The 21152-nt window shown below is 54.9% G+C and carries 21 protein-coding genes and 1 other annotated feature; all 21 genes read left to right on the top strand.

Annotation, left to right across the window (positions count from 1 at the left end; translation table 11 throughout):
* Positions 1–13: 13 nt before the first annotated feature.
* Positions 14–427 (top strand): nucleoside-diphosphate kinase, encoded by a 414-nt coding sequence (gene ndk / locus MJO47_RS11790; protein ID WP_253961323.1) that lies wholly within the window; start codon positions 14–16, stop codon positions 425–427.
* 134 nt (positions 428–561) lie between these two features.
* Positions 562–1599 carry a 23S rRNA (adenine(2503)-C(2))-methyltransferase RlmN gene (rlmN, locus tag MJO47_RS11795; RefSeq protein ID WP_253961324.1) on the top strand — a complete coding sequence of 346 codons (1038 nt, stop codon included), beginning with the start codon at positions 562–564 and terminating at the stop codon, positions 1597–1599.
* Between the two features lie 48 nt (positions 1600–1647).
* Positions 1648–2511 (top strand): S-methyl-5'-thioadenosine phosphorylase, encoded by an 864-nt coding sequence (gene mtnP, locus MJO47_RS11800; RefSeq protein ID WP_253961325.1) that lies wholly within the window; start codon positions 1648–1650, stop codon positions 2509–2511.
* 50 nt (positions 2512–2561) lie between these two features.
* Positions 2562–3470 (top strand): PfkB family carbohydrate kinase, encoded by a 909-nt coding sequence (locus tag MJO47_RS11805; RefSeq protein WP_253961326.1) that lies wholly within the window; start codon positions 2562–2564, stop codon positions 3468–3470.
* Between the two features lie 58 nt (positions 3471–3528).
* Positions 3529–4278: a lipopolysaccharide assembly protein LapB gene (locus MJO47_RS11810; protein WP_253961327.1), complete on the top strand. Its 750-nt coding sequence runs from the start codon at positions 3529–3531 to the stop codon at positions 4276–4278.
* A 23-nt stretch (positions 4279–4301) separates the two neighbouring features.
* Positions 4302–5129 carry a purine-nucleoside phosphorylase gene (locus tag MJO47_RS11815; protein WP_253961328.1) on the top strand — a complete coding sequence of 276 codons (828 nt, stop codon included), beginning with the start codon at positions 4302–4304 and terminating at the stop codon, positions 5127–5129.
* A gap of 142 nt (positions 5130–5271) precedes the next feature.
* Complete coding sequence (locus MJO47_RS11820; RefSeq protein WP_253961329.1) at positions 5272–5673, top strand: response regulator; 402 nt, start codon at positions 5272–5274, stop codon at positions 5671–5673.
* Between the two features lie 32 nt (positions 5674–5705).
* Positions 5706–6155 carry a universal stress protein gene (locus MJO47_RS11825; RefSeq protein ID WP_253961330.1) on the top strand — a complete coding sequence of 150 codons (450 nt, stop codon included), beginning with the start codon at positions 5706–5708 and terminating at the stop codon, positions 6153–6155.
* A 193-nt stretch (positions 6156–6348) separates the two neighbouring features.
* Positions 6349–7092, top strand: a complete 744-nt coding sequence (locus MJO47_RS11830) for an isoprenyl transferase (protein WP_253961331.1) — start codon at positions 6349–6351, stop codon at positions 7090–7092.
* A gap of 7 nt (positions 7093–7099) precedes the next feature.
* Positions 7100–7888: a phosphatidate cytidylyltransferase gene (locus MJO47_RS11835; protein WP_371926698.1), complete on the top strand. Its 789-nt coding sequence runs from the start codon at positions 7100–7102 to the stop codon at positions 7886–7888.
* Positions 7889–7900: 12 nt separating this feature from the next.
* A complete protein-coding gene (locus MJO47_RS11840; protein ID WP_253961333.1) occupies positions 7901–9058 on the top strand; it encodes a 1-deoxy-D-xylulose-5-phosphate reductoisomerase in 1158 nt (385 codons plus the stop codon).
* Between the two features lie 11 nt (positions 9059–9069).
* Positions 9070–10398: an RIP metalloprotease RseP gene (gene rseP / locus MJO47_RS11845; RefSeq protein ID WP_253961334.1), complete on the top strand. Its 1329-nt coding sequence runs from the start codon at positions 9070–9072 to the stop codon at positions 10396–10398.
* Positions 10399–10400: 2 nt separating this feature from the next.
* Positions 10401–11120, top strand: a complete 720-nt coding sequence (gene tsaB / locus MJO47_RS11850; protein ID WP_253961335.1) for a tRNA (adenosine(37)-N6)-threonylcarbamoyltransferase complex dimerization subunit type 1 TsaB — start codon at positions 10401–10403, stop codon at positions 11118–11120.
* 73 nt (positions 11121–11193) lie between these two features.
* Positions 11194–11412 carry a YdcH family protein gene (locus MJO47_RS11855; RefSeq protein ID WP_253961336.1) on the top strand — a complete coding sequence of 73 codons (219 nt, stop codon included), beginning with the start codon at positions 11194–11196 and terminating at the stop codon, positions 11410–11412.
* Positions 11413–11628: 216 nt separating this feature from the next.
* Positions 11629–13479 carry a dihydroxy-acid dehydratase gene (ilvD, locus tag MJO47_RS11860; RefSeq protein WP_253961337.1) on the top strand — a complete coding sequence of 617 codons (1851 nt, stop codon included), beginning with the start codon at positions 11629–11631 and terminating at the stop codon, positions 13477–13479.
* A gap of 69 nt (positions 13480–13548) precedes the next feature.
* Complete coding sequence (gene ilvB / locus MJO47_RS11865) at positions 13549–15246, top strand: biosynthetic-type acetolactate synthase large subunit (RefSeq protein WP_253961338.1); 1698 nt, start codon at positions 13549–13551, stop codon at positions 15244–15246.
* 35 nt (positions 15247–15281) lie between these two features.
* The gene (ilvN, locus tag MJO47_RS11870; RefSeq protein WP_253961339.1) at positions 15282–15776 is read left to right on the top strand and encodes an acetolactate synthase small subunit; all 495 of its coding nucleotides are present in this window, start codon (positions 15282–15284) and stop codon (positions 15774–15776) included.
* A 114-nt stretch (positions 15777–15890) separates the two neighbouring features.
* Entirely contained in the window at positions 15891–16907 is a 1017-nt protein-coding gene (gene ilvC / locus MJO47_RS11875) for a ketol-acid reductoisomerase (protein WP_253961340.1), read from the top strand.
* A 76-nt stretch (positions 16908–16983) separates the two neighbouring features.
* Complete coding sequence (locus tag MJO47_RS11880) at positions 16984–17628, top strand: phosphatidylserine decarboxylase family protein (protein WP_253961341.1); 645 nt, start codon at positions 16984–16986, stop codon at positions 17626–17628.
* 140 nt (positions 17629–17768) lie between these two features.
* Positions 17769–17997: a binding site (T-box leader), on the top strand.
* A 145-nt stretch (positions 17998–18142) separates the two neighbouring features.
* Positions 18143–19720, top strand: a complete 1578-nt coding sequence (locus MJO47_RS11885; protein ID WP_371926699.1) for a 2-isopropylmalate synthase — start codon at positions 18143–18145, stop codon at positions 19718–19720.
* 131 nt (positions 19721–19851) lie between these two features.
* Positions 19852–21132, top strand: a complete 1281-nt coding sequence (locus MJO47_RS11890) for a 3-isopropylmalate dehydratase large subunit (protein WP_253961343.1) — start codon at positions 19852–19854, stop codon at positions 21130–21132.
* Positions 21133–21152 lie beyond the last annotated feature (20 nt).

Consider the following 21152-nt stretch of genomic DNA (forward strand, 5'->3'; position numbering starts at 1 on the left):
AGGAAATACAGACATGGAAAGAACATTCGCCATTATCAAACCCGACGCCTTCGCTGCCGGCAACGCCGGTAAAATCCTGGCCCGCATCTATGCCGAGGGCTTCAAGGTCGTTGGCCTCAAGAAGTTGTATATGAGCAAGGTTGAGGCCGAAGGTTTCTACTACGTTCACAAAGAGCGCCCCTTTTTCGGCGAGCTGACCGACTTCATGAGCAGCGGTCCCTGCGTGGTTATGGTTCTTGAGGCCGCTGGCGCTATTAAGAAGTGGCGTGACCTCATGGGTGCTACCAACCCGGCCGAAGCCGCCGAGGGCACCCTGCGCAAGGAGTTCGGGACCTCTATCGGCGAGAACGCGACGCACGGTTCCGACGCTCCCGAAACGGCCGCCTTCGAGATCCCTTACTTCTTCTCCGGCCTGGAACTGCTCTAATATCCTGATGGTCAACCTTGAGACCGGCTGGCGGCCGGCCCAATTGTTCCTTGTTTAAAAAAAGCCCTTCGGGTACAATCCCGGGGGCTTTTTTTTACCTTGCCGTATCAGACCCAATCTCTTTAAAGAACTTCATGGATAAGCCGCAACGCATTGATATTAAAAGTTTAACCTTTGAGGCCTTGGTCGATTTTCTTTCCGCTTTCGGCAAGGAGAAATTTCGCGCCCGGCAGATCATTCGCTGGATTTACGGACGCGGTGTAACCTCTTTTGCCGAAATGACCGACCTGTCCAAGGATCTCAGGGAGCAGCTGGCCGAAAAGGCCTATATCTCCGACTGGACCCCTGAGGTCACGGAGACGAGCAGTGACGGCACCAAAAAATACCTCTTTCGCCTTGCCGACGGGCAGACGGTGGAATCCGTCCGCATCCCCATGGAAAACGACCGTTCCACCGTCTGTATTTCCACCCAGGTCGGCTGCGCCATGCAATGCGCCTTCTGCCTGACCGGTACCTTTGGCCTTAGCCGGAATCTGGAAACAGCAGAAATCGTCAATCAGGTCTGTGCTGTTGCCAAGGATGGCCCGGTCAACAACATTGTCCTGATGGGTATGGGCGAGCCCCTGCATAATCTGGATAACGTGGTGGACGCTTTAAAAATTCTCTACCTGGATGACGGCATGGGGTTCGGTACCCGCAAGGTGACCCTGTCGACCTGCGGCCTGGTTCCTGAGATGCTTGAACTGGCCAAACGCATTCCCGTCAACCTGGCGGTTTCCCTCAATGCCACCACGGACGAGGTGCGTGATCGTCTGATGCCGGTGAACCGCCGTTACCCGCTGAAAGAGCTGATGGCCGCCTGCCGCGCCTATCCCCTGAAACCCCATCAGCGCATCACCTTTGAATATATTCTGATTCGTGGCGTCAACGACAGCCTCGACGACGCCAAACGTCTGGTCAAGCTGCTGCACGGGATCAAGGCCAAGGTCAATCTGATCCCTTTTAACGAGCATGCCGGTTCGGATTTCAAGGCGCCGATGCCGGCGGAGATCGAGGCTTTCCAGACCTATCTGCTTGATCGCAACATTGTCGCCATCAGGCGAGCCAGCAAGGGACAGGATATCTCGGCGGCCTGTGGTCAGCTCAAGGGGCGACTTGACGATAAAGCCTGATTTTTATTGATTGAAGACGACAAATTATTTCAGCAGAAGGAGATGATTATGACCCAGCCTGTCATCGGCGTTATCGGAGGCAGCGGCCTCTATCAGATGGAAGGGCTCACCAAGGTGCGGAACGTCCGGGTGGAAACCCCCTTCGGCGACCCTTCCCACGATTTCATCACGGGCGAACTCGAAGGCCTCAAGGTCGTTTTTTTGCCCCGGCACGGGGAAGGGCATCGCCTGCTGCCCTCGGAAGTCAACTACCGCGCCAATATCTACGGTATGAAAAAACTCGGCGTCAGTCGCATCATTTCCGTCTCTGCCGTCGGCAGCATGAAGGAGGAGATCGTGCCCGGGCATATTGTCATCCCCGATCAGTTCTTTGACCGCACCCAGGGCAAACGGGCCTCGACCTTTTTCGGCGACGGGGTCGTCGGCCACATTCAATTTGCCGACCCGGTCTGTGGTGATCTGGCCGCCGTTCTGCATCAGGCGTCCGTGACTGTGGGTGCCCAGGTGCACAAGGGAGGCACCTACATCTGCATTGAAGGCCCCAATTTTTCCACCCGGGCCGAATCGAAGGTCTTCCGCAGCTGGGGGGTCGATGTCATCGGCATGACCAACCTGCCCGAAGCCCGTCTGGCCCGGGAAGCGGAGATCTGTTACGCTACGGTGGCACTGGCCACCGATTACGACTGCTGGCATGAGGAGCATGACGACGTTTCCGTGGAGGCGGTGCTGGCCATCGTCAAACAGAACGTCGAGACGGCGCGCAAAATCATCCGGGAAGCCGTGCGGAATCTGGCGGCTGCCCCGACCTGTGCCTGTGGTGAAGCGTTGAAATTCGCCATTATGACCAATAAGGAGATCATTCCGGCGAAGACCCGGGAAAAGCTTCAGGTGGTCATGGGCAAGTATCTTTGAAGTGAATTATTCTCCGGAAATGGAACAGTTTCCGGGTAAAAGAGGTGACAATGAGCATCCTTGTGGTAGGTTCCGTTGCGTTTGATTCGGTGGAAACGCCTTTTGGCCAGGGGGACGATGTCCTTGGCGGCTCGGCGACCTATTTTTCCACCGCGGCCAGCTTTTTTGACGAGGTTCGGCTGGTGGCCGTGGTCGGCGAAGATTTCCCGTCCGAGCACCTTGAGTTTCTGCGTTCTCGCAACGTTGATCTGAGCGGCCTGCAGGTCGTTTCAGGAGAAACATTCCGTTGGAAGGGACGTTACGGATACGATTTGAATGAGGCTCAAACTCTGGAAACCCATCTGAACGTCTTTGAGTCTTTCGCCCCCCAGTTGTCGCCGGTACACCGTGAGGCTGATTTTGTTTTTTTGGCCAATATCGATCCGGAACTGCAGCTTCAGGTGCTTCAGCAGGTCGAAAAACCCCAACTGGTGGCCTGCGATACCATGAATTTCTGGATAGAGGGGAAGAAGGACGCGCTCCTGGAAACGCTCAAGCGCGTCGATATCTTTCTTATCAACGAAGGGGAGGCGCGTCAGCTATCCGGCGAGCCCAACCTGATGAAGGCCGCTGCAAAAATCCTGGCCATGGGGCCCGAGACTCTGGTGATCAAGCGGGGTGAATATGGCGTGCTCATGTTTCGGGAACATTCCGTATTTGCGGCCCCGGCCTATCCGCTTGAGTCCGTCTTTGATCCCACGGGCGCCGGAGATACTTTCGCCGGTGGGTTCATGGGATATCTGGCCTCCACCAAAAACCTGACGGAGTCCGGCCTGCGCCAGGCGATCGTGTTCGGCAGTGTCATGGCCTCGTTCAACGTCGAAGATTTCAGTCTGGACCGTATGCGCTCCCTTCGCTACAGCGACATTGAAGACCGTTACCGCAAGGTGAAGCTGTTGACGGAATTCGAAGGCCTGTGATGGTTTTGGCCCACCGTGCATCGACGGTTTTCGTTGCCGATCCTTTAAGGAGGTTGCATTGATCAAGAAGATCCTTTTAACGGGAATTGTCCTGGGGCTGATTCTGGCTGCCGGTTGCGGCATCAATCCACAACAGAGAGATGAAGCAAAGGCCCATTATATGCTGGGGCTCTCATACTTGCGGGAGAACCGGTTGAGCCAGGCCATGAATGAATTTCGCCTGGCCGAAGAGATCAACCCCAAAGATCCTGAAATTCAGGCGGCCCTCGGGCAGGTGCTCCACATCAAAGAAGCTTATCCCGAGGCCGAACAGCGCTATCTCCAGGCCGTCAAATTGAGCAATGAAGCTCCCCGTTTTCTGAATAACCTCGGCGCCCTGTATCTCGACATGAATCGTTGGGACGACGCGATCCGTTACTTCAAGGCGACCTCCTCCCGGCTTGATTTCGATAATCCCGAGGTTCCGCTTTCGGGCATCGGTTACGCCTATTCTCAAAAAGGGGACTATCTGCAGGCTGTGACCTTCTTCAAGGAGGCCATCGCCACCAATATGAATTATGCTCCCGCTTATCTGGGGTTGGGGGAGGCCTATTACGCTCTGGATAAAACGGCCGAAGCGGTCGCCCAATATCGTGAGGCATTGGCCATCGCCCCCAATTACGCGCAGGCTCACTATCAGATGGGACTGGCCCAGGTCAAGCTGGGGCAAACCGATGCGGCCATTGCCGCCTTTAACGAGGTTATCCGGCTCATTCCCGATACCGAACTGGGCAAGTTGTCGAAAGAACATCTGAAAGTGCTGGAGTGATTTTACCCACTATTGATGGGCCTATGTTCGAGGATTGTCGGCAAATCCAGGAAGCCGTCGCAACAGAAAAGGGCCCAGCGCCCTTTGATCTGGCTGTCGTCCTCGGTTCGGGCCTGGGCGCCTTCGCTAACCACGTCCAGGAACCGGCCGTCTGGCCCTATCGGAAATTTAACTGTTTTCCTGATGCCATGGTTGCCGGCCATTCGGGTCAGCTGGTCGCCGGGACCTTTTTGGGCTGGCGAGTACTGGTTTTTCAGGGCCGTTATCATCTTTATCAGGGACATTCAGCCACTCAGGTGTCCCTGCCAGCCCGTATTGCGCACGTCCTCGGCTGCCCCCGACTGCTGCTGACCAATGCGGTGGGTGGCATCAACCCCGCCTTCCAGCCTGGCGATTTTATGTATATCGCCGACCACATCAATCTCATGGGGGATAACCCGCTCCGAGGAAACTTCCCCAATCCCTTTGTCGATCTTTCGACTCTCTACCTGGATACGCTCTACCGTCCTTTGCGTGAATACGCCACGCAGCACCAGATTCGGCTGCATCGTGGGGTGCTCTGCGCCGTGCAGGGACCCTCTTACGAAACCCCGGCCGAAATCCGCGCCATGAAACTTCTCGGGGCCGATGCGGTGTCCATGTCAACCGTTCCTGAAGCCATCATGGCCAAATATCTCGGCATGGACGTCGTCGGTCTTTCCTCCATCTCCAATCATGCCGCCGGTCTTTCTTCCGCTCCTCTGCAGCACGAGGAGGTATTGTCCGCCGGGAAAAGGGCCGAAGGCCGTTTTGTCGACCTGGTCAGTCGTTTGATCGGCCTCTGGCAAGAAACGGTGCCCACCTCTGCCTGAGGTCCTTCCCCGCGACTCTTTTGTTTTTTGTAACATCCTGTAATTGTTTGGCAATAAATAACTATACGGTGTGCTTCATCGTCTTGACAGGGCAAGAGCTCGTGATAGACTTACCTGCAAAATACGCAGGGGAGCATTTTGGGTGGGATCAAAAATCAAAAGAATTCTAATTGTTGATGATGAAGAGAATACCCGTATTGGCCTGAGCAAGCTGCTCAGTCAGGAAGGGTTTGAGGTCTGCAGCGTTCCCAACGGTCAGGAGGCCTTGGAATACCTGAAGTCCAGTCGGGTGAACCTGGTCATCAGCGATATCAATATGCCTGAAATGAACGGGCTGACCTTTCTCAAGGAACTCAACCGTCTCTACCCCAGTACCCATGTCATCATGATTACGGCCTATGGTGGGGTCGAGTCTTATCTGGAGGCCATGAATCTCGGAGCCTTCGAATACATTCACAAGCCGATCAAAATTGAAGAACTCAAGTCTGTGATGGAAAAAATTCATAATGACGCCAAACAGGCGTCTTCAGTTGGCTCTATGTGATTTGACCTTTTTCTTGAAATCAAGGAGGAAGCATGAAAAATTTCAATACCATCCTTTTTGCCACGGATTTTTCCGAATGTTCTGATCAGGCCTTTCAATATGCCCATATGTTGGCCAAAAAGTGTGAGGCAAAACTTCTGCTGGTTCATGTCATCAACGAACCGGTTGACCTGCGTGGCTTTTACGTCCCCCATATTTCCTTTGACAAACTGGAAGAGGAAATTGAAGAGGGCGCTAAAAAGATGATGGAAAAGTTTTGCCGAACCCACCTTGGTGAGGATATCCGTTACGAGACCTTTATCGTGCCGGGGATACCTTACGATGAGATCATCAAGAAGGGGCAGGAGCAGTCCGCCGACCTCATCATCCTGGGAACCCACGGACGTACGGGTCTCGACCATGTTTTGTTTGGCAGCACCGCTGAAAAGGTCGTGCGCAAGTCTCCGATTCCGGTCATGACGGTTACCAGTAGCGAAAAGTGATTCATCCGGGATACTATCCCGAAAAAACTTATGGGAAGACGGCCTGGCGCTGTCTTCCTTTTTTTATGGGAAATCCGCGAACAGGGACGTGAAAGTGATAGGCCCGTGGGGAACAAGCTTCTTGTTTGGCAGAATGTTTCATGGTAAATTAACGCCCTTTTTAACGTATTGATTTTCTTTCCGGAAGACAGATATGCAGACTCCACAACATCTCGCCATTATCATGGATGGGAACGGCCGCTGGGCTGAACGCCGACAGTTGCCGCGTACGGCCGGCCACAGTCGTGGTGCCGATAACGTGCGTACTGTCATCGAGGAGTGCAGGCTTCAGGGGATTCGCTACCTCACCCTGTATGCCTTCAGCTCTGAAAACTGGGGAAGACCCCCCGCTGAGATAGACGCCCTGATGTCCCTTCTCGCCAGATATCTCGCCAACGAACTCCCCAAAATGTTGGGTGAGGGCATTCGATTTAATGTGATCGGCGAAATCGAGCGCCTGCCTGCCGATGTGCAGGTGTCGCTCAAAGAAGCCATGGAACGGACCGGCAACAACCAGGAAATGGTGCTGACCCTGGCTCTTTCCTATGGTGGCAGAGATGAAATTCTGCGGGCCGTTCGCGGGCTTTGTCGGCAGGTTTCCGCTGGAACCTTGGCGACCGAGGATATTGACGAGGAAGTTTTTTCAGGCGCTCTGGATACCCATGATCTGCCTGATCCCGATCTGCTTATCCGCACCAGCGGCGAGATGCGGGTCAGTAATTTTTTACTTTGGCAGTTAGCTTATGCCGAATTATACTTCACCGAAACACTATGGCCTGACTTCGACGTGGCTGAGCTGCGTCGTGCCCTGGAACTCTATGCCCAACGAGAGAGGCGCTACGGTCTGACGGCTGAGCAGGTTACTCAATCCTCGTCGCCCAAGGAGGGGAATCATTAAGACGCGAATTTTAACGGCCTTGGTTGCGCTTCCTCTGCTGGTGCTTTTTATTATCTATGCCAGCCCTATGGTTTTCAATGTGCTGGTTTTTGGCGTCGGACTTTTGGCTCTTCATGAGTTCTATGGGATGGCACTTAGCGACGGTCGCCAAAAAATCCAGCTTCTTGCCGTTGTTGGCGGTTCTTTTCTCCTTATCCCTTTTGCCTTGGGGAATGTCGGGTATTTCCAGGGCTGGCTTGTTTTCCTCCTTCTCTTTTTCGCTGTGGCTTTTCTGTTCTCCTTTCGCGACCTGACGCGTGTTGTCCAGGAAATGGGCCTTGTCATGCTGGGCCTGCTGTATATCCCCTTGCTTCTGGGGCATCTTATGCTCCTCAGAGACCTGCCTTTCGGGCGGGAATGGATCTTTTTTGCCCTTCTTTGCATTATGGCCTGTGATTCAGCGGCTTATTTTATCGGTTCAGCTCTCGGTCGACGCAAACTCTATCCCGCTATCAGCCCTAATAAAAGTGTAGAAGGGGCTTTGGGGGGAGTGGCCGGAACCTTTGTCGGGGCGGGACTGGCCAAAATCTTTTTCTTTCAGGAGCTTTCGTGGAGTGACGTGGTTTTGCTGGGCGGAGTCCTGGGTGTGCTGGGGCAGCTTGGCGACCTTTTCGAGTCCATGCTCAAGCGCAGCTTCAATGTCAAGGATTCCGGGACCCTCATCCCCGGCCACGGTGGCATTCTCGATCGGTTGGACAGTCTGCTGTTCGCCTTTGCTCCGGTTTACTATTATGCTTTTCTGTTTTTCAAGGGATAGACACCTTTCGACATGAAGAAAATATCTGTACTTGGATCTACCGGATCGATTGGCGTCAGCACGCTGGATATCGCTGCGGCCCATCCCGATCAATTTCAGATTGTTGCTCTGACGGCCGGTGCCAATCTTCACCTGCTGGCCGAACAGGTTCGGCGCTTTCGTCCTTCTGTCGTGGCTGTGCTACGCAAGGAAGACGAGGTTTCCTTGCGCGATATGCTGGGCGCGGCCGCGCCGGAGGTTCTTTCCGGGCTGGAAGGACTCATGGCCTGTGCTGTTCACGACGAGGCTCAGATGGTCGTTTCGGCCATCGTCGGCGCCGCCGGACTGGTCCCCACCATGGCCGCGATCGAGTCGGGCAAGGATATCGCCCTCGCCAACAAGGAGACTCTGGTGACAGCGGGCGCCCTGGTCATGGAGGCGGTCCAGCGCAAAGGCGTGAAGCTTTATCCGGTTGACAGCGAACATTCGGCTATCTTCCAGTCCCTGGAAGGGCATCGCAAGGCTGATGTCCGGCGTCTGATTTTGACGGCCTCCGGGGGACCGTTCCGGGACAAAGCCCTCGCCGAACTGAAGCAGGTTTCTCCCGCCGATGCGCTGGCGCACCCGAACTGGTCCATGGGGAAGAAGATTTCCATCGATTCTGCCACCATGATGAACAAGGGACTTGAAGTCATCGAGGCCCGCTGGCTTTTCGATTTGCCGGCGGACCGGATCGATGTCCATATTCATCCCCAGAGCATCGTTCACTCCATGGTCGAATATGTCGATGGGTCGGTCATTGCTCAGCTTGGCATCCCCGACATGAAAACCCCCATCGCCTATGCTCTGTCCTATCCGGAACGGCTCCCTCTGAATCTTCCCGCGCTGGATCTTTGCGCTTTAGGTTCCCTGAGCTTCTCGAAACCCGACAACCAACGTTTCGCCTGCCTGGAACTCGCCTATGAGGCACTCAGGGCTGAGGGTACCGCTCCCGCTGTCCTTAACGCCGCCAACGAGGTGGCCGTCGAGGCCTTTCTCAACAGGGAACTCGGCTTTTTAGCCATCCCCGATATCTTGCGTCGCGTTCTGGACGCCCATCGCCATGGTGCGCTGACACATATCGACGAAGCCCTGCGCGCCGATCGCTGGGGGCGACAGGCGGCACGTCGTCTGATAGACGCGGCCTTGTAGGGGAAGAATCCATGTTCACTCTGGTCGCCGGCATCCTCATGCTGGGCATACTTGTCTTTATCCACGAATTCGGCCACTTTCTTGTGGCCAAGTTGGCGGGAGTCAAGGTTCTCAAGTTCTCTCTCGGGTTCGGTCCAAGGCTTCTCTCCATCCGTTACGGTGAAACCGATTATATGATCTGCGCCATTCCTCTCGGCGGCTATGTGCAGATGCTGGGGGAAAGTGTGGGAGACCTGGGGGAGGGTGGGGCTGTCACACCTGAGGAACGCAAGCGCTCCTTTGCCAACAAGCCTGTTTCGCGGCGCATGGCGATCGTTGCTGCCGGCCCCATCATGAACCTCCTGCTGCCATTTCTTGTTCTGCCTGTGGCTTATCTGGTTGGTGTCAATGTGCCGGCCTATCTGGAGAGGACCCCTTGTGTTGGCATGGTGACAGCGGGTTCCGAAGCTGAATCGGCCGGTTTTGCCCGGGGCGACTGCATCCAGCGTATCAACGGGGACCGAGTGCCGACCTGGTCGGACGCCAATCGCGCACTGATTTCCTACGCTGGCTATGGACTGGATTTCAGCGTTCAACGGGATGAACAGGTAGTTTCGATCCTGCTGACGCCCGAAGATGGCGGTCTGGAAGGGTTGGAGTCCGTCGGTCTTATGCCGGTCCAGAGGGCTGTCGTGGGAGCTCTCGCTCCCGGCATGCCGGCTGAAAAAGCCGGCCTGCAGGTGGGAGACGAAATCCTGGCCATTAACGATCACCCGATCGTGTCCTGGTATGATTTGAGCCCCATCATTCAGCAGACCGGGGCGGCTCCGGCCGTCTATCGGGTGAATCGGCAAGGGGAGACGCTGAGCTTTTCGGTGCAGACCCAGCGGAGCGAAGAAAACCCCGATGAATACCTTTTAGGTGTCGCACCTCAGCTTGAGACCAGTTTTAAAAGATTTGGCCTGGCTGACGCCATGAACGCCGGGGCGGACAGGGCGATGGAGCTTATTGATCTGACACTGGTTTTCCTGCAAAAGTTATTTGCCGGCCATGTTCCCAGCAAAAATATCGGCGGACCTATTACAGTCATTCAGGTGGCAGGGCAGGCCGCTCAGACGGATCTGGCCAGTATCCTCTCGGTTCTGGCCTTTCTCAGCATTCAGCTGGGAATCCTCAATCTCTTGCCGATCCCGATTCTCGACGGGGGGCATCTGTTTTTCAATTTCTTTGAACTGATCCTGCGCCGGCCCCTTTCGCTCAAGACCCGGGAGATCGCCCAGCAGATCGGCTTGATGTTGCTTCTGGGTCTGATGGTTTTCGCTTTTTACAATGATATTGTGCGTATATTTTTTGGAGGGTAGGTTTGTCTGAAGTCCTTCTTGCCGTGGATACTTCCACCCCTGCTGGGAGCATTGCGATCAGTCGTGGCGAAACCCTCGTCGGTGAACTCTTTCTCGACCTTAAAGCTGCCAATCACACGGATCGACTGCTGCTCAGCATATCGCAGCTGCTGTCCGATTGTGCTATGTCCATCCAGGATATCGCAGCCTTCGGCGTTGTTGTCGGCCCGGGCTCCTTTACGGGGCTGCGGGTAGGGCTGGCTACGGTCAAGGGGCTTGCCATGGCGACCGGCAAACCCGTTGTCGGCGTCTCTTCCTTGAGTGTTCTGGCCGCCTCTGTCCCATTTGCCCGTTATCCGGTCTGTGTCATGGTGGACGCACGCAAGCAGGAGGTCTATTCGGAGCTTTTTACCTGCGAGAAAGGGCATCCTCAAAGCATCGGAACCGCCGTGGTGGCCGATCCTGAAAGGGTGGTGTCCAATTTAGAGGCTTCAACCCTGTTTATCGGCAACGGCGCCGTTCTGTATCGTTCGCTCATTTTGAAACATTTGGGGGCTAAGGCCCATTTCGCCCCCTGGCCTTTTACCGCACCCCGGGCTTCCCTGGCCGCCAGTCTCTTGCTGGAGGCGTATCGGCAGGGGGAAGCCATTCCTCTTGAATCCCTGGCACCCCTTTATATTCGCCTTTCCGAGGCCGAAATTGCCATGGCCAAACGCCAGGAGAATGACTTTATTCAAGGTTGACAACCTCAGGCTGCTTCGCTATCTTAAAACTGTGTTTTCTGGCATATGTAAACTCTTTCCCGGGAGGTGTACGATGCAGCAGGATAGTCAGTCCCTGGTACAAAGTCTTTTCGACCAGAATCCCCGCTTTCGGTTACTTTACGAGGAACATCAACTGCTGGAAAAAGACTTGGAATCACTCACCAGAAAATCTTTTCTGACTCCTGAGGAAGAACTGGAAAAACGAAAATTACAGAAGCTCAAACTTGCCGGAAAGGACGAAATGGAGCGCATCCTCAATAACTATCGTTAGCCTGTTTTGTCAGACCTGCGAATGGAAAAGGGTTCGGGCGACAGCTTGAACCCTTTCATTGTATCTGCTCCCGTTTTGCCGGCCGCAACATTTCTTTGGCTGGACTAGACGAGTTGATCTGGTTTTACGACAGCGGGACAGACTATTCCTATCATAAGTCACTGAGACGATTCCCGTGGTGGAATCGTTTGAAATATATATCGGGAGCATTCATCTATGGCCGGTTTACGATCCAACACGTCGACGCAGGGAAGGAATATGGCAGGCGCTCGTGCTCTATGGCGGGCCACCGGGGTTAAAAACAGCGATTTTGGCAAGCCTGTTATTGCTGTTGTCAACTCATTCACCCAGTTTGTGCCGGGGCATGTCCATCTTCATGCTCTCGGGCAGCTTGTGGTGGCCGAAGTGGAAAAAGCTGGCGGGATCGCCAAGGAATTCAATACGGTGGCGATCTGTGACGGCATTGCCATGGGCCATGCCGGCATGCTTTATAGCCTGCCCTCCAGGGAACTGATCGCCGACTCGGTTGAGTATATGGTCAACGCCCACTGTGCCGATGCTCTTGTCTGCATTTCCAACTGCGATAAAGTCACTCCCGGTATGCTCATGGCGGCCATGCGACTTAACATCCCGGCTATTTTTGTCTCCGGGGGGCCTATGGAGGCAGGCAAAGTCCATATCGCCGGCAAGGAACTTCATGTTGACCTGATTGATGCCATGGTTGCTGCCGCCACACCCGGAGTCAGCGATAAGGACCTGGCGGAATACGAGCGTTCGTCCTGTCCCACCTGTGGCTCCTGTTCGGGTATGTTTACCGCAAACTCCATGAATTGCCTGACAGAAGCCCTCGGGTTCAGTCTCCCTGGCAACGGCAGTCTCGTCGCCACGCACTCGGAGCGTAAAAAGCTTTTCGTTGAAGCGGGAAAACGAATCGTGGAGATGGCCAAACGCTATTATGAACAAGGTGATCAAACGGTTCTGCCTCGTTCTATCGCCGGCTTCGCCGCTTTTGAAAACGCCATGCGTCTGGATATCGCCATGGGCGGCTCTACCAATACGGTTCTTCATCTTCTGGCTGTGGCCCAGGAAGGGGCTGTCAACTTCACCATGGATGACATCAACCGGCTGTCGCTGGAAACTCCCAATTTATGCAAGGTGGCGCCGGCTGTTTCCCACTACCACATGGAGGATGTTCATCGTGCCGGCGGTGTCATCGGCATCCTGGCTGAACTCGATCGTGCCGGACTGATCAATCGCGACAGCCCGACCGTGCATAGTCCGACCATGGGCGAGGCTATTCAACAATGGGATATCATGACATCCGCTGATCCCATAACCCATACCCGGTATGCGGCTGCGCCCGGCAACAAGGTTTCCCTTGAAGCTTTCAGTCAAAGCAATCAGTGGGGGGAACTCGACAAGGACAGGGCCGGTGGTTGTATTCGAGACGTGGGTCATGCCTACAGCAAGGATGGCGGCCTGGCCGTGCTCTATGGCAACCTGGCGCCCGAAGGGTGTATCGTCAAAACCGCCGGAGTCGATCCGTCCGTGTGGACGTTTACCGGACCGGCCCGTATTTTTGAAAGCCAGGAGGCGGCCGTTGACGCCATCCTTGGGGATCGGGTCCAGGCCGGCGATGTCGTTATTATTCGTTACGAGGGGCCCAAGGGCGGGCCAGGCATGCAGGAAATGCTATATCCCACCAGTTACCTTAAATCCAAAGGTCTGGGGAAGAATTGTGCTCTCATTACGGATGGGCGCTTCTCGGGGGGAACTTCCGGACTGTCGATCGGTCATGTTTCCCCTGAAGCGGCAGAGGGCGGACCTATTGGCTTGATTGAAGAGGGGGATCTCATTGAGATTGATATCCCCGGGCGTTCCATCCTGATGAAAGTCGCTGACAGTGAACTGGAACGTCGAAGGAAGAACATGACGGACAAGGGGGGGAGGGCATGGCAGCCCCAAGGACGCAATAGGCAGGTCAGCAAAGCGCTGCAGGCCTATGCCGCTTCAACAACCAGTGCCGCCCGAGGGGCGGTCAGGGACGTCGAGCAGTTGCGTCGTTAGCAAAGATCACGATGAATCAAGAGGGGCAAATCCCCCTATTGGATTGAGAATATCTTTCAGGAGGCCTTGGTGAAAAAGACCGGATCACAGATTCTTTTGGAATGTCTGCAGCTTGAAGGGGTTGACACGGTGTTTGGCTACCCCGGAGGTACTGTTATCAACATTTATGACGATCTGATGGGTTCCCCCATTCGTCATATTCTTACCCGACATGAGCAGGCTGCCGTTCACGCTGCCGACGGTTACGCCAGAGCCACAGGTAAAGTCGGTGTCGCCATTGCGACCAGCGGACCGGGAGCGACCAATACCATTACCGGCATCGCGACGGCCTACATGGATTCCATTCCCATGGTCATCATCACCGGTCAGGTGCCCACCGCTCTGATCGGCAACGACGCTTTTCAGGAAGCAGACATGGTCGGTATCACCCGGCCGGTAACCAAGCACAATTATCTAGTCAAGGATATCAAGGATCTTGCCAGAATAATCAAAGAGGCCTTCTATATCGCCCGTACCGGTCGTCCCGGGCCTGTATTGGTTGATCTGCCCAAAGACGTGCAGATCGCCACTGCCAAATTTGCCTATCCCGAGACCGTCGAATTGCGTGGTTACAAACCGACTTACAGCGGCAACACCCGTCAGATCGAAAAAGCGGTCAAGATGATATTGAGCGCCAAAAAGCCAGTGGTTTACGTGGGCGGTGGTGTCACGCTTTCGAATTCCTCCCATGAATTGAAGGACTTTGCCGAGGCGCTGCAGGCACCGGTGACGACCACGCTGATGGGGATGGCTTCTTTTCCCAAAAAGCATCCCCTGTCTTTGGGGATGCTCGGCATGCACGGCACCTACTACGCCAATATGGCTGTAACCAATTCGGACCTGCTGGTGGCCATCGGCGCCCGCTTCGATGATCGGGTTACTGGGAAGATCGCAACTTTTGCTCCCCATGCCAAAATCATTCATATCGATATCGATCCCACCTCGATCAAGAAGAACGTCAGGGTGGACCTGCCTATTGTCGGCGACGTTCAGGATGTGCTGCAGAAGATGATTGCCAAACTCGCCGAGCATGGCGACGAGGTCAAGGTTCATATTGACGAGACCTCGACCTGGCGGCAGGAAATTGACGGCTGGAAAAAACAGCACCCCATGTCTTACAAGAACTCCAAGAGCGTGATCAAGCCGCAGTTCGTCATTGAGAAAATCCGCGAACTGACCCGTGACGATGCCATCATCACGACGGAAGTCGGTCAGCACCAGATGTGGACGGCGCAATTCTTTGACTTTACCCAACCCCGGACTTTTCTCAGTTCCGGCGGCTTGGGAACCATGGGGTTTGGCCTGCCTTCGGCCCTCGGCGCCCAGGCGGCTTTCCCTGACCGGCAGGTCATCGATATCTCCGGAGATGGTTCCTTTCAGATGAATTCTCAGGAACTCGCCACGTTGGTTCAGTATCGGCTACCGGTCAAAATCGTTATTCTCAACAACAACTTCCTTGGTATGGTTCGGCAATGGCAGCAGCTCTTTTTTGACCGTCGGTACAGCCAGACCTGTATGGAGTTGCCCATTGATTTTGTCAAACTTGCTGAGGCTTATGGGGCGACGGGGTTGAGTACCAGCAAGCCGGAAGAGGTGGAGAGTGTGATTCAAAAAGCGCTTGAGACTCCCGGTCCGGTCATCATGGAGTTCAAGATCGCCCGTGAAGAGAATGTTTTGCCCATGGTTCCGGCCGGAGCCGGTCTTAATGAAATGGTGTTGGCCTCCTAGCAGGCTTTTGAATCGATACTCAGGAGAACGGTGTAATGAAACATACGATTTCTGTACTGGTCGAAAATGAGTTTGGTGTTCTGTCCCGCGTGGCAGGCTTGTTTTCCGGCCGGGGATTCAATATTGAGAGTCTTTCCGTAGCCCCGACGGTAGATCCGAGTATCTCGCGAATTACCCTGGTGACCCGTGGGGATGAACAAATTCTTGAGCAGATCAACAAGCAGCTCAATAAACTGATCAGCACCATCAAGGTGATCGACTTTACCGGGCAGGAGTTTGTCGAGCGAGAACTGGCCCTGATCAAGGTGACGGCCGAAGAGGAAACACGCGCCGAAGTACTTCGTATCGCGGACATTTTTCGAGCCAAAGTTGTCGATGTGACAGCGCGATCCTACACGATCGAAGTAACCGGGGCGCCGGGGAAAGTGGATGCCATTCTCGAATTGCTGCGTCCCATGGGCATCAAGGAACTGGTCCGGTCCGGTCCGGTCGTGCTCGGGCGGGGCCCGAAAAGCTGGAAAGGCGCCTGAGTTTTGCCCGATCCTTGTGGCCTTTGGCCGAAAACTTTTGCAGTAGCCTGCTCTGTGTGCTATAAGACAACGTTATTTTAGGGGTGGTCCCCATAATCAGGAGGTAAGGAAACGATGAAGGTTTATTACGACAAAGACGCCAATCTCGACGTTCTCAAAGGCAAGAAAGTTGCCGTTATCGGCTATGGAAGCCAGGGCCACGCCCACTCCAACAATCTTAAGGACAGCGGCGTCGACGTGATCGTTGGTCTGCGCAAAGGCAGTGCCTCCTGGGCCAAAGCCGAAAAGGCCGGCCTGCAGGTGTTGGAGACCTCTGAGGCGGCCAAGGTTGCCGATGTGCTGATGATTCTCGTCCCTGATGAACTGCAGGGCGACATGTACCGTGAAGAGATTGAACCTTTTATGAAAAAAGGGGCATATCTCGCCTTCGGTCACGGCTTTAATATCCACTTCGGGCAGATCGTCCCCAAAGCCGATGTGAATGTCTTCATGGTGGCTCCCAAGGGACCCGGCCATATGGTGCGTCACGAGTACACCAAAGGGGGGGGAGTTCCTTCTTTGATTGCCATTTACCAGGATCCCACCAAGGACACCAAGGAAGTCGCTCTGGCCTATGCCAGCGCCAACGGCGGCGGCCGGGCTGGTATCATTGAGACCACCTTCAAGGAGGAGACGGAAACGGACCTCTTCGGGGAGCAGGCCGTTCTTTGCGGTGGCGCCAGCGCGCTGGTGCAGGCGGGCTTTGAAACCCTCGTTGAAGCCGGATATGCTCCGGAGATGGCCTACTTCGAGTGTCTTCACGAACTGAAGCTCATTGTTGACCTGATGTATGAAGGGGGTATCGCCAACATGCGTTACTCCATTTCCAACACAGCCGAATACGGGGATCTGACACGTGGGCCCATGGTTGTCACGCCCGAGACCAAAAAGGCGATGAAAGAGATCCTTCGCCAGATTCAGGAAGGCGAATTCGCTCGCGAGTTCATGCTGGAAAACAAGGCTAACAAGCCCGTTCTCTCCGCCTTGCGCCGCAAGGGGGCCGAGCATCCCATTGAAGAGGTCGGTGCCAGGTTGCGCAGCATGATGAGCTGGATCGGAAAAAATAAGATCGTCGATAAAGAGCGTAACTAGAATATTCGGTTAAACTCCTCGAGGGCAGGCTGCGGCCTGCCCTCGTTTTTTGAAGACCTATCACGAGGATGGCAAAATGCGCAATCAGAACCAGATCGTTGCCGTGGAAGGATATCCATTTATCGGGATATTTGCCTTTGTTACGCTGGTGTTCGCTCTACTGGATTGGGGCTTCCTGACCTTTGTAAGCTTGTGCCTGACCCTTTTCACTGTCTATTTCTTCCGTAACCCGGAGCGGCACCTTCCCCCGGACGAGGAGGCGGTGGTGGCGCCTGCCGACGGCAAGATCATCTTTGTTGGCAACGTGATGGAAGAGCGCTTCTTCAAGGAAGAAGTCACCAAGGTCAGCATTTTCATGTCCGTTTTTAACGTGCATGTGAACCGGGTACCTTTCCCCGGCAAGGTGCTTGATATGTTTTACAACAAGGGCGAGTTTTTCAACGCTTCGCTCGACAAGGCCAGCTTGCAGAATGAGCAGGCCGGTATCCTGCTGGAGACCCCTGGCGGCCAAAAACTTCTTTTTGTACAAATCGCTGGTCTGGTCGCCCGCCGCATCGTCACCTATCCCGTCATCGGGTCAATTCTCGAAAAAGGCGCGCGCTACGGCCTGATCCGTTTTGGTTCTAGGGTCGACATCTATTTCCCTCCTGGGGCCGAGGTGACTTCGGTCGTGGGAGACAATACCATCGGTGGCGAAACCGTTATCGGCTATATCCGATAGGTGTCGCACGATAGAGCCCTTTTTCTTCGATGAGGTCAAACCCTGTACAGCCTGAATGAAAAACGACGTTTCAGCTTTGTAAATCATGGGAAAGACCTTGACAAGGACCGGAACCTCTGTTTTATTGTCACCCTATAGCAATAAAGGCGTTGAAGAGGAGTAGTAGACTCTAACTCCAGTTCCAGAGAGCCGGCGGTCGCTGCGAGCCGGTACTGTGGAGAGTCGAACTCGCCTTGGAGCCGCGTTGGTGAATCTTTGCGATAACCAGAGATAGCCATCGCCGTAAGTCCGCGTAAAGGGCCAAAGAAGGGTCTTCCACGGAAGACCGAACCAGGGTGGTACCGCGAAGCCAAGGCTCTCGCCCCTGCAATTGGGGCGAGGGCTTTTTTTGTGCAAACAGGTGGAAAGGGGGTGGTCGTGTGGAAACAGACCTTGGAGACCTAGGCCTATGTTGGATTGAGTCGGGCCGCCATGGCCTAAGGACGAAAATGTACACGAACTGCCCGGACCAGCGATTGGTTGTGGCCGGAACATCAATGAGGAGATGGAAGCGATGAGTGATGCCAAGACCGTTATAATTTTTGATACGACCCTGCGTGATGGTGAACAGTCCCCCGGCGCGAGCATGAATATCGAGGAAAAGCTGCGTATCGCCCATCAGTTGGAAAAGATGAACGTTGATGTCATCGAAGCCGGTTTTCCTATTGCCTCGGAGGGGGACTTCGAAGCGGTAAAGAAAATAGCCCAGACCATCAAGGGGTGTCAGATTGCCGGGCTGTGTCGCGCCAACGACAAGGATATCGACAGGGCCTGGGAAGCCTTGAAGTATGCCGGGGAGCGCGGTCGCATTCACACCTTTATCGCCACCAGCGATATCCACATGAAGTACAAGCTCAAGATGAGCGAAGACGAAGTGGTCGAAACGGCGGTCAAAGCCGTTAAGCGAGCTGCCGCCTACACCCCCAATGTGGAGTTCTCGGCCGAGGATGCCGTGCGCACCCGCCTGCCTTTTTTGGCCCGGGTTGTCGAAGCCGTCATCGAGGCCGGCGCCCGTACCGTCAATATCCCGGACACGGTAGGCTACACCATCCCGTCGGAGTACTCGCGAATTATCACCTACCTTCGGGAAAACGTACCCAATATCGACCAGGCGGTTATTTCCGTCCACTGCCATAACGACCTCGGTCTTGCTGTCGCCAATTCTCTCGCCGCGGTTCAGGCCGGCGCGCAGCAGGTTGAATGCACCATCAATGGCATCGGCGAGCGAGCCGGCAACTGCTCGCTTGAGGAAGTGGTCATGGCCTTGCGCACCAGGCAGGACATCCTTCCGTTTCAGACCAAGGTCGTCACGGAGCACATTTATCCGACCAGCAAGCTCCTCGCCACCATTACGGGAATTACCGTGCAGCCCAACAAGGCGATCGTCGGTGCCAACGCGTTTGCCCATGAAGCTGGCATCCATCAGCATGGCGTGCTGATGGAAAAATCTACCTACGAAATTATGACGCCCGAGTCCATCGGCCTCAACCAGAACAAGCTGGTGCTCGGCAAGCATTCGGGGCGCCATGCCTTTATTCAGCGTCTTCAGGAACTGGGCTACGATCTGGGCAAGGAGGATATCGAAAAAGCCTTTGTGCGCTTTAAGGCGCTTGCTGATCAGAAAAAAGAAATTTTCGATGAGGATTTGGACGCTATTGTGGCTGATGAAATTATCCGGGGACCTGAGAAATTCAAGCTGTTGCAGATGAATGTATCCTCCGGATCCTTTGCGGCTCCCACGGCCACCGTTCAGCTTGAAATCGACGGCAAGATCCGCAAGACTGCTGTCATGGGCGACGGCCCGGTTGACGCCACTTTCAAGGCGATCAAGAAACTGGCCAAAACCAATGCCCGTCTGCTCCATTTTTCGGTCGGGGCCATTACCGGTGGTACCGACGCGCAAGGCGAATGCACCGTACGCCTTGAAGATGCCGGTCGCGAGGTTCTCGGCCAGGGGGCTCATCCAGATATTATCGTGGCAAGCGCCAAGGCCTATATTAACGCCTTGAACAAGCTTTCCAGCGGTATGAGCCGGACGAGGATCCATCTTTAGAAATTTCTTTTCGGCCGGGCGGAGTGATAAAGATTGCTGCGCCCGGCTGTTTTGTAAAATCCGGGTTGTCTTAGCCTTTTTGATGGAATAGGATAGCGTCCCGAAATCAAAAGACCTGTTGAGGAGAATGTATGGGAAAGACCATTACCGAAAAGATTTTTGAAGCGCACCTGCGGGACGAGCCCTTTCCTGGCACCATGGTGCTCGATCTCGATCGGGTATTGTGTCACGAAATTACGACTCCGGTCGCCATTGCCGACCTGGCTTGGCGGGGTAAGGACCGGGTGTTCGACAGTACCAAAATCAAGGCAGTTATCGACCATGTCACGCCTTCTAAAGACAGCAAGACGGCCACTCAGGCCAAGATGCTGCGCGATTGGGCCCGCCGACATGGTATTCGTGACTTCTTCGATGTCGGGCATAATGGCGTCTGTCACGCCCTTTTTCCTGAAAAAGGGTATATCCGGCCTGGGTTTACGGTCATTATGGGAGACAGTCACACCTGCACCCACGGGGCCTTTGGGGCTTTTGCTGCCGGTGTGGGGACGACTGATCTTGAAGTGGGTATTCTCAAGGGGGTCTGTGCTTTCCGCACCCCCAAGACCATCCGCGTGGATCTGGTCGGCCAGTTGCCCGAGGGCGTTTATGCCAAGGACGTTATCCTTTACGTCATCGGTCATCTCGGGGTCAATGGGGCGACCGATCGCGTCATCGAATTCCGTGGTTCGGTCGTTGACGAGTTTTCCATGGAAGCGCGCATGACCCTGTGCAATATGGCGATCGAGGCCGGAGGGACCTGCGGTATCTGCATGCCCGACATGACCACTGTCGATTATCTCTGGCCTTTTATCGCTGGCGAATATGCCTCTCGGGAGGCCGCCTTGGAACAATATCGTCAATGGTGTTCCGACGAGGATGCCGTCTACGAGAAAGTGCTCCAGTTCGATGTTTCAACGCTGGAACCGCAGGTGACCTTCGGGTACAAGCCTGATTGTGTCAAGCCCGTCGCTGAAATGGCGGGTACGCCTGTGGATCAGATCTATATCGGCACCTGCACCAATGGGCGGATTGAAGATCTTCGGGTCGCCGCGGCCATCCTCAAGGGGAAGAAGATTGCCGACAGCGTGCGGGGAATTGTCTCGCCCGCTACGCCTAAAATATTTAACGACGCTCTCCAGGAGGGGATCATCCAGATTTTCATGGATAGCGGATTCTGCGTGACCAACCCGACCTGCGGAGCCTGTCTGGGTATGAGTAACGGGGTGTTGGCCGAGGGGGAGGTCGCTGCTTCCACCAGCAACCGTAATTTTAACGGGCGGATGGGCAAGGGGGGAATGGTCCATCTCATGAGCCCCGCGACCGCCGCAGCCACGGCCCTGACCGGTGTCATTACCGACCCCCGCCAGGCCTGACTTCAACCAGACAACGTCTT

Origin of the sequence: Desulfuromonas sp. KJ2020, from assembly GCF_024197615.1 — a bacterium.
Taxonomy (GTDB): Bacteria; Desulfobacterota; Desulfuromonadia; order Desulfuromonadales; family SZUA-540; genus SZUA-540.

What these genes read in the sequence shown, in the direction of transcription:
- ndk (WP_253961323.1), top strand. Translation starts at nt 14, where the DNA reads ATGGAAAGAACATTCGCCATTATCAAACCCGACGCCTTCGCTGCCGGC.
- rlmN (WP_253961324.1), top strand. Translation starts at nt 562, where the DNA reads ATGGATAAGCCGCAACGCATTGATATTAAAAGTTTAACCTTTGAGGCC.
- mtnP (WP_253961325.1), top strand. Translation starts at nt 1,648, where the DNA reads ATGACCCAGCCTGTCATCGGCGTTATCGGAGGCAGCGGCCTCTATCAG.
- MJO47_RS11805 (WP_253961326.1), top strand. Translation starts at nt 2,562, where the DNA reads ATGAGCATCCTTGTGGTAGGTTCCGTTGCGTTTGATTCGGTGGAAACG.
- MJO47_RS11815 (WP_253961328.1), top strand. Translation starts at nt 4,302, where the DNA reads ATGTTCGAGGATTGTCGGCAAATCCAGGAAGCCGTCGCAACAGAAAAG.
- MJO47_RS11825 (WP_253961330.1), top strand. Translation starts at nt 5,706, where the DNA reads ATGAAAAATTTCAATACCATCCTTTTTGCCACGGATTTTTCCGAATGT.
- MJO47_RS11830 (WP_253961331.1), top strand. Translation starts at nt 6,349, where the DNA reads ATGCAGACTCCACAACATCTCGCCATTATCATGGATGGGAACGGCCGC.
- MJO47_RS11840 (WP_253961333.1), top strand. Translation starts at nt 7,901, where the DNA reads ATGAAGAAAATATCTGTACTTGGATCTACCGGATCGATTGGCGTCAGC.
- rseP (WP_253961334.1), top strand. Translation starts at nt 9,070, where the DNA reads ATGTTCACTCTGGTCGCCGGCATCCTCATGCTGGGCATACTTGTCTTT.
- MJO47_RS11855 (WP_253961336.1), top strand. Translation starts at nt 11,194, where the DNA reads ATGCAGCAGGATAGTCAGTCCCTGGTACAAAGTCTTTTCGACCAGAAT.
- ilvD (WP_253961337.1), top strand. Translation starts at nt 11,629, where the DNA reads ATGGCCGGTTTACGATCCAACACGTCGACGCAGGGAAGGAATATGGCA.
- ilvN (WP_253961339.1), top strand. Translation starts at nt 15,282, where the DNA reads ATGAAACATACGATTTCTGTACTGGTCGAAAATGAGTTTGGTGTTCTG.
- ilvC (WP_253961340.1), top strand. Translation starts at nt 15,891, where the DNA reads ATGAAGGTTTATTACGACAAAGACGCCAATCTCGACGTTCTCAAAGGC.
- MJO47_RS11880 (WP_253961341.1), top strand. Translation starts at nt 16,984, where the DNA reads ATGCGCAATCAGAACCAGATCGTTGCCGTGGAAGGATATCCATTTATC.
- MJO47_RS11890 (WP_253961343.1), top strand. Translation starts at nt 19,852, where the DNA reads ATGGGAAAGACCATTACCGAAAAGATTTTTGAAGCGCACCTGCGGGAC.